8 protein-coding genes are annotated in these 7,327 nt (G+C 59.7%); all 8 read right to left on the bottom strand.

What is annotated here, in order from left to right; translation table 11 throughout:
• Positions 1–8 precede the first annotated feature (8 nt).
• The 8 genes from BI344_RS25145 to BI344_RS07305 all read right to left on the bottom strand — a co-directional run bounded on the left by BI344_RS25145 (position 9) and on the right by BI344_RS07305 (position 6,874).
• The gene (locus BI344_RS25145; protein ID WP_241499274.1) at positions 9–146 is read right to left on the bottom strand and encodes a hypothetical protein; all 138 of its coding nucleotides are present in this window, start codon (positions 144–146) and stop codon (positions 9–11) included.
• Positions 107–349, bottom strand: a complete 243-nt coding sequence (locus BI344_RS25140) for an efflux RND transporter permease subunit (RefSeq protein WP_241499272.1) — start codon at positions 347–349, stop codon at positions 107–109. The genes BI344_RS25145 and BI344_RS25140 overlap by 40 nt, the downstream gene beginning before the upstream one ends.
• Before the next feature lie 132 nt (positions 350–481).
• A complete protein-coding gene (locus BI344_RS07330; protein ID WP_071112319.1) occupies positions 482–1,393 on the bottom strand; it encodes an efflux RND transporter periplasmic adaptor subunit in 912 nt (303 codons plus the stop codon).
• A gap of 403 nt (positions 1,394–1,796) precedes the next feature.
• Complete coding sequence (locus tag BI344_RS07325; protein WP_071112311.1) at positions 1,797–2,219, bottom strand: ExbD/TolR family protein; 423 nt, start codon at positions 2,217–2,219, stop codon at positions 1,797–1,799.
• Positions 2,220–2,229: 10 nt separating this feature from the next.
• Positions 2,230–2,664, bottom strand: a complete 435-nt coding sequence (locus tag BI344_RS07320; protein ID WP_071112310.1) for an ExbD/TolR family protein — start codon at positions 2,662–2,664, stop codon at positions 2,230–2,232.
• A 6-nt stretch (positions 2,665–2,670) separates the two neighbouring features.
• Positions 2,671–3,414: a MotA/TolQ/ExbB proton channel family protein gene (locus tag BI344_RS07315; protein ID WP_071112309.1), complete on the bottom strand. Its 744-nt coding sequence runs from the start codon at positions 3,412–3,414 to the stop codon at positions 2,671–2,673.
• A 36-nt stretch (positions 3,415–3,450) separates the two neighbouring features.
• Positions 3,451–4,038: a hypothetical protein gene (locus tag BI344_RS07310; RefSeq protein ID WP_239690894.1), complete on the bottom strand. Its 588-nt coding sequence runs from the start codon at positions 4,036–4,038 to the stop codon at positions 3,451–3,453.
• Between the two features lie 256 nt (positions 4,039–4,294).
• Positions 4,295–6,874: a TonB-dependent receptor plug domain-containing protein gene (locus tag BI344_RS07305; protein ID WP_071112318.1), complete on the bottom strand. Its 2,580-nt coding sequence runs from the start codon at positions 6,872–6,874 to the stop codon at positions 4,295–4,297.
• Positions 6,875–7,327: the final 453 nt, after the last annotated feature.

Raw genomic sequence — 7,327 nt, 5'->3', positions numbered from 1 at the left:
CGCGCCGATCAGGCTGACATCGCGACGCCCTCCACCATCTGCAGCCGCTTCTTCAGCACATTCTCCGCCCAACTGCTCAGCTCGCGCGGCCGGGTCTGGCTGGAAGTCAGCGCCAGCGACAGCATCGGCTTGTCGTTGGGGTCCACCTGCGACACCGACGGCGTGCCGATCTCGCGGCGGAATGGCCCTGCACGCCGGCCACCTTGTCGCGCACGTTCTGCACCGCGACGACGGGGTCGACCGACAACTCGAACTCCGCCACCACCACCGAGTTGCCCTCGGAGGAATAGGAGCGGATTTCCTTGATGCCGCTGACGGTGTTGAGCGCCTCCTCCAGCGGCTTGCTCACTTCGCTTCCACCACTTCGGGCGAAGCGCCGGAATAACTGGTATCGACAACCGCCATCGGCAAGCGGACGTCCGGCATTTCCTCCACCGCAACTTTTGCCAGGAAAACAGCCCCAGCACCATCAGCGTCATCATCACACGGCGGCGAAGTACGGATTGCGTACGCTAACTCGGGTCAACCACATGGTCCGCCCCTCAGGCCTGGCCGCCAGGCAGGCCGACTGCGTCGCCCACTTGCTGCCCAAAGTTTCGCCCACAATCACATGGGTGCCGGCGGCGATGCCGCCCACCGCCACCTGGCGCTCGTTTTCGGCGCGCAGCTGCAACGTAACCGGTCGCTTCGCCAACCGGCCTTTTTCCGCCACCATCACCCAGGGCTGGCTGTCGATATCGCGCACCGCGGACAGCGGCACCACCACCTGGTCTTTCACTTCGCGCAGCACCACGCCGCCCTTGGCGAATTGGCCGACCTTCAACTGGCCGGATGGGTTCTGCACCGGAATGAAAAGTGAAGCTGCGGGTGCCGGGGATGGCCACCGGATTGATGCGCACCACTTCGCCATGCTGCAAGTCGCTGCGGCCATCCACGCTGAAGCTAGCGCCCATGCCCACCTTAGCCTGCGCGACCAGGCGCGAGGGCACGGTAGCGGCGATCTCAGCACCGACAGGTTTGGCGATGGAAACAGCTTCATATTGCGGCTGGCCGCCTCGCCCGGATTGACCTTGCGCTCGAACACCACGCCGTCTATCGGCGACTTGACCTGGGTATCCTGTAGCAGGCGCTTGGCGCGCGCCACTTGCGAAGCCTGGGCGCGCAGCTCGCCCTCCTTCACCCGGTAATCGCTTTCCAGCTCGTCATAGGCTATCTGGGAGATGAAGCCCTTGCCCAACAGCTCGCGCTGCTTGTCCAGCTTGACCTTGGCCAGCCGCAGCCGCGACTTGGTGTTATCCAATTGGGCGTTCTGCTCTTCCACCGACTGGCCCAGCGCCTCGGCGTCCAGCACCGCCAGCACCTGACCGCGCCGCACCGCCTCGCCCTCGCGCACCTCACCTCGCGCACATTGGCGTCCACCTCCGCCGCCACCGCACTGCTGCTCAGGGCAGTCAGGGAGCCGGTGAAAGGAATAGTGGCCGCCAGCGGCTGGATTTGCGCCTTGATCACATCGGCACTGGACAAGCTGCGCGCCACCGGCGCCGACGCATTCTTGCCGGAGGCGTGCTTATCGGCGCCATCGCTCTTGCTGCAAGCGGCAAGCGGCAAAGGAGAAGGGCTATCAGACAAAGACGTGTGTTCATGTGTGTTTTATTCCCGCTGCAGGCATCGCGGCCAGCATCCGGTTTGGCATTTATTGGGACAGTCGGAGGATAACACCCCTCCGCGACGGAACAGGCGGCCCAACTGCAGCCGCCTGTTCCCAATCATGCCACAAGACAATGGCTATTTGAATGTCATCTCACAAACTGTTCCGACCCGACGATGCCCAGCTTCGTCAATCCCAGACGCTGCGACTCCGCCAACACCATCGCCACCGGCGCATAACTCGCGTCCTTGTTCGGCTTGATGTGCAACTCCGGCTGCGGCACCGCCTTGCCCGCCGCCGACAGCTTCGCCTCCAGCTGATCCCGACCCGCCAACCTCTCGCCGTTCCACATCACCGCGTTGTCCGGCGCTATGTCGATCTGCACCACCACCGGCTTCTCCAACGGCTTCGACGGCGTGTTCACCGGCATGTCCAGCTTCACCGCGTGCGTCTGGATCGGTATCGTGATGATCAGCATGATCAGCATCACCAACATCACGTCTATCAGCGGCGTGGTGTTGATTTCCATCATCAGGTCGTCTTCGCCCGACGAACCCACATTCATCGCCATCTCTATTCTCCTAGTTCCGCGCCGGCGGCTCGGTGATGAACGCGATCTTCACGATACCCGCCTGCTGCACCGCCAGCACGATCCGGCCGATCGGCGCATACTTCGCCTCCGCGTCGCCTCGAATGTGCACTTCCGGTTGCGGGGTCTTCTTCGCTTCCTTCACCAGCCGCGCCAGCAGTTCTTCCTGGCTCTTCATCGGCAGCGTGTTCCAGTAAATCGTGTTGTGGGTGTCCACTCCCAGCACGATGTTTTCCGGCTTGGTCTGCGTCGGAATGTTCTGCTCTTTCGGCAGCGTCATCTTCACCGTCTGCGTCACCACCGGCACGGTGATCAGGAAGATGATCAACAGCACCAGCATCACATCCACCAATGGCGTGGTGTTGATCGCCGACAGCACTTGATCCTCTTCCGCCCTGCCGTGGCCAAAGCGTTTGTAACGGGCCATGGCGATTTACCGGGTCGGGTTGTTCAGCAGGCTGGCGTGCAGACGTCCGGAGACCACGCGCACGTTGTCCAGCACTAGCTTGTTGCGGCGCACCAGCCAGTTGTATCCCAGCACCGCCGGCACCGCCACCGCCAGACCGATCGCGGTCATGATCAGCGCTTCGCCCACCGGACCCGCCACTTTATCGATCGAGGCCTGGCCCGAGGTGCCGATCTTCACCAGCGCGTGGTAGATGCCCCATACCGTGCCGAACAGGCCGACGAACGGCGCCGTCGAACCCACGGTGGCGATCACCGACAGGCCGTTCTGCATATGGTGACTGGCCGAATCCACCGCGTCGGAGATCGCCATCGACACCCAGGTGTTCAGATCCACGCGATTGGACAGCTCGCCCTTGTGTTCGCCGGCGGCTTCGATGCCGGCCTGCGCCACCGCGCTGTACATGCCTTCGTCGGCCAGTTCGCTGGCCGCTTTTTGCAGGTCCACGCCGTGGTGGCCCAGCAGTTCGTGTCCCTGCTTGATCAGGCGACGTTGTTCCAGCAGCTTGACGATGCCCACATACCAGGTGGAGGCGGACATAATCAGCAGAATGATCAGGGTGCCGCGCGCGACGAAGTCGCCTTGCGACCACAGCGCGTCGATGCCGTACGGGTTGTCGGTGACGGTTTCCGCCGCCAGCGCCGGCAGCGCGGTCAATGCCGCAGCCGCAGTCAGTACCTTGCCCAGCAGAGCGCGAGTGATTTTAGCCATGGTATTTACTCCTTTGTGTCTTGAGATGCCCTGGTCTTAGGAGCCAGAGTCGAGTTTGAAACCAAATTCCTGTTTCAGCTGGGAATTGGCCTGGCAGGTGTAGCCTTGCAATGCGGCGGTGATCGCCGACTTGAAGCTGCTGCGGTAGCGCGGCGGAATGCCGCCGTCGAAACCAATATTGCTGATGCCGCTGAACTTGCCGTCCGCGCCGACGCCGAACACCACCGTCACCACGCCCTGGACTTCGTCTTCCTGGGCCTTGCTCGGGTATTCCGGCGCTTCCAGATGGCTGCAGTTGGCCTTCGCCGAGATCGGACCCTTCGGCGCTTCCACCGCGGGCGCCGGCGTCGGCGCCGGTTGCGGCTTCGGATCCGACGTCACCGACTGGATCGCGTTCGCCGACTGCACCACCGGCGGCGGATTCACCACCGGCGGCACGTAAGCCTGCGGTTTCGGCGCCGCTGTCGGCTGCACCACTTTCTCGATCTTCGGCGGCGGCGGAGGGGGCGGCGGCGGCGGTTCGCTGATCACCGCCACTTCCACCTTCTGCTGGATCACCTTGACCACGCCCTGCGCCAGTCCGGTCACCAGCGCGTAGATCAGCACGGCATGGAATATGATCACCCCCGCCAAGCCGGCGAATCGTCGCCGGGGCGGAGGTCCTCCCACTCCTTTAGCTGTGATACTCGTCATATGGTTTACCCATTCCTTCAAAACCGGCGAGCCGGCCGCTTCGTCCTCATGAGCCGAACTGGCCATGCCCGCCGACGGATTACAACATCAAGATGCGGTGGAGCCGCATCCACTTGTTACCTACCGCTATGGGCTCGGCACCCATGACAGAATGCTATACCTATCGATTAAATACAATAGGCATAGGCTACAGTTTGTAGGATGTCTTGATAAAGAAGGCGCGGCCCACCGGATCGGTCAGCACCGGGTCAAACCCGTACTGGAACGACTTGGTCTGGTTGCTGAACGGCGGCTGCTGATCGAACAGGTTTTTCACCCCGGCAGTCAACGTCAGCCTCTTCTTCCAGACATAGCTGCCCGACAGGTTCCAGTTGGAATAGGAACGAACGCTGTGATTTTCATCATTCGGATTCATGTCGGTATACCCGGAGGAATAGTTCTGCACCAGCGTGCCCCCCCACGACCCTCTGGACCAATTGAATGCCAGACTATGCTTCCAACGCAATGTCGGCAGCATGATGTTCTGATACCAACCACCCAGGGGGCTGAAATAGGCGCCGCCGTTCTCCAACTGCTGCACGTATTTGGAGGTGTAGGTCCCATCCAGATTGATGCCGAAGTCGCCAAGAGATGTTCTGGGCAAGCGGAACGCCAGACTGACATCCACGCCGGCGGCACTCAGGTTCCCCAAATTCTCGGTCGGCGTCTTGACATAATCCAGGGAACCATCCGGATTACGCACAAAACGGTCGGCATACTTGCTTGGATTCGCGAAAATGGCTCCGGGATCCAGTGTGCCTATGCTGTTTTGCACCATGGTCCACCAGAAATCGGCGCTGGCGGTCACCGACTTCACCGGCTCGATCACCAAGCCAAATGTCAGCGAGGAGGCTTTTTCCGCTGCCAAGCTTCGGCTACCGCCCTGCAGCACCATGAATTGCTGATTGCAATCTTGGGGTTTGTTGCCGCCATTTGCCGGAACCCCGCCTGGGCAGCGCACTGGATCGTTGAACTTGTCGGCGCTATAGGTTTGGGAGTCCGGCATGAATACGTCGTAGAGCGAAGGCGCACGAAAGCCCTTGCTGGCAGAGCCGCGGAACAACACGTTCTCCACCGGCTGGTACTTGAAGGCGACTTTGGGATTGAAGGAATTGCCAAAATCGTTGTAATGGTCGAAACGAGTCGCCACCTGGAAATCCAAGCCCTTCAACACAGGAATTTCAGCCTCGGCATACAATGCCGAAACATTGCGCTGACCCGAAGTGGACTGGGAGTTGGCGATGCCAGAGCCGATTGCGTTCCTCGCCACGGCCTGGATCTGGCTGTCCAGCTTTTCATGGCGCACCTCGGCGCCGATCGCGGTTGCCAGCATGCCGGCCGGCAAGGCGATGATCTCCTTGCTGGCCTTGAAGTCCGCCAGAGCGGTCGTGTACTTGGCGATCCAGCCATCGCCGGACAGCTTCACACTGTCCCACGCGCCGGGATCGGAAGGGCCAAACGGATTGATGATGCCATTCTTGAACGCATTGCGTATCAAGGTTTCATTGGCGTAGCCGCTTTGGTAATTGATAGTGGTCTTGTTTTCCGAGTAGATGGCTCCAGTCCGGTAATCCCAACCGCCCAGCAAGCCCTCGGCATTGAACGCGACCCGCTGCGTGTCGGACGTGCTCTTGGTGGTGCGCGGCCCCAGCGGAACCGAACGCGCGTTCAAGACCACCGGGCTGCCATCCGTCGGCGTGCCATTCGGCAAGGTGGTCGGGTAATACTTGTCACCTGCCGTCAACGTAACGATCTTGGCCAGGGGAGTCGGTGATATCTGGGTTGTGCTGATATTGCGGGCGCCCATGTACTGCAAGGACAAGGTGTGGTCGCCAATCTGCTTGGTCGCTTTGGCCGTGGCCGTCCACTGCTCTACCTCCGGCGTCAGGTCCATAAACAGAGTGGACATCTCTCCGCAAGAATTGCCGTCCAGCGGTTGGGCATAGGGCGGCTGGCAATTCGGCGCGGCAGGATTGTAGCCCACTCCCTTATAGATGAAGTTTGAGGGGAATACCGAACCGCTGAGATTGTCAGCCGTCAGGTTTTTATAAGCGTAATCCCGCTGCAAGGTAGTAATGCGCTGAGTCTTTTGATAGGCCAGCGAACCATAGACATTCCAGCCATCCTCAGCCAAATTGCCAACGCCGCCAATCAGACTGAGGTTGCCTGTATTCCCTCCCTTGTGTTCGGTGGAAACCATCTCCCCGCCGATCGTCAGCCCGGAAAACGATTTCTTGGTGATGAAATTGATCACACCGCCAATGGCATCGGTGCCATAAATCGCGGACGCGCCATCACGCAGCACTTCGATGCGCTCGATGACCGACAACGGTATCGCATTCAAATCAGTCGCATAGCCGCTGATAGCCTGGCTCGCCACTCTGCGTCCATCCAGCAAAACCAATGTGTACTGGGAGCCCAGCCCTCGCAGGCTGGCATAGGACGCACCGCCACTCACTGACTGCACCGAGGACGCTGAAACCAGGCCCGACTGGTTGCTTGCCAATGAATTAACCACCTGCTCGACCGTGGTAAAACCCTGTTTTGTGGCCTCCTCGGTGCGGATGATGGTCACCGGCAGAGCCTTCTCCTGTTTAATGCTGCGCTTGATGTTGGAGCCGGTCACTTCAACCCGATCCAGCTCTCCGCTGCCCTCAGCAAGCGCCTGCGGCGCATGCGCGCCAATGCCTATCAACGCCAGCGCCACCGCTAGCTGTGTTCTTTTCATCACGGAACTCTCCTTCACTCTATTTCCCAAGCCCTGTCTGCCAATTCGCATGCTGGCCTTACAGGAGGTGCGGACCATGCCCAATGCATGAGCAGGTCTTGTTTCGAGTGTGTGAAGAATTCACTAAAATCGTCAATATTTGTAAAGATGCGTCACGGTCTGTCATAAAAAACATGCCTGAATATCCCCGCTCTCAAGCCAGCGCCACGCCACTCAAATGACATGAAAAGGTGGAGGCGAGCAAAAAATCCCTGGCAACTGGCTCACACAGCCATCAGCAGATCATCAATATGCATAACGTCGCCTTCCAAACATCAGATGTCGTTATTAGTGAAGTTTTGTTGTTTTTTTACAAAAATAACTGCCACAGGCTCATATGAAAATTTATGACTTCCTTATTAAATGAGTAATTCTCATCAATGTCATGAGTGCGAACGGATGGCCAGCTTACAG

The sequence above is a fragment of the Chromobacterium sphagni genome (genome assembly GCF_001855555.1).
GTDB lineage: Bacteria > Pseudomonadota > Gammaproteobacteria > Burkholderiales > Chromobacteriaceae > Chromobacterium > Chromobacterium sphagni.
Note: the sequence above shows the minus strand (reverse complement) of the source record. Positions and strands in the feature narration are given on the sequence as shown.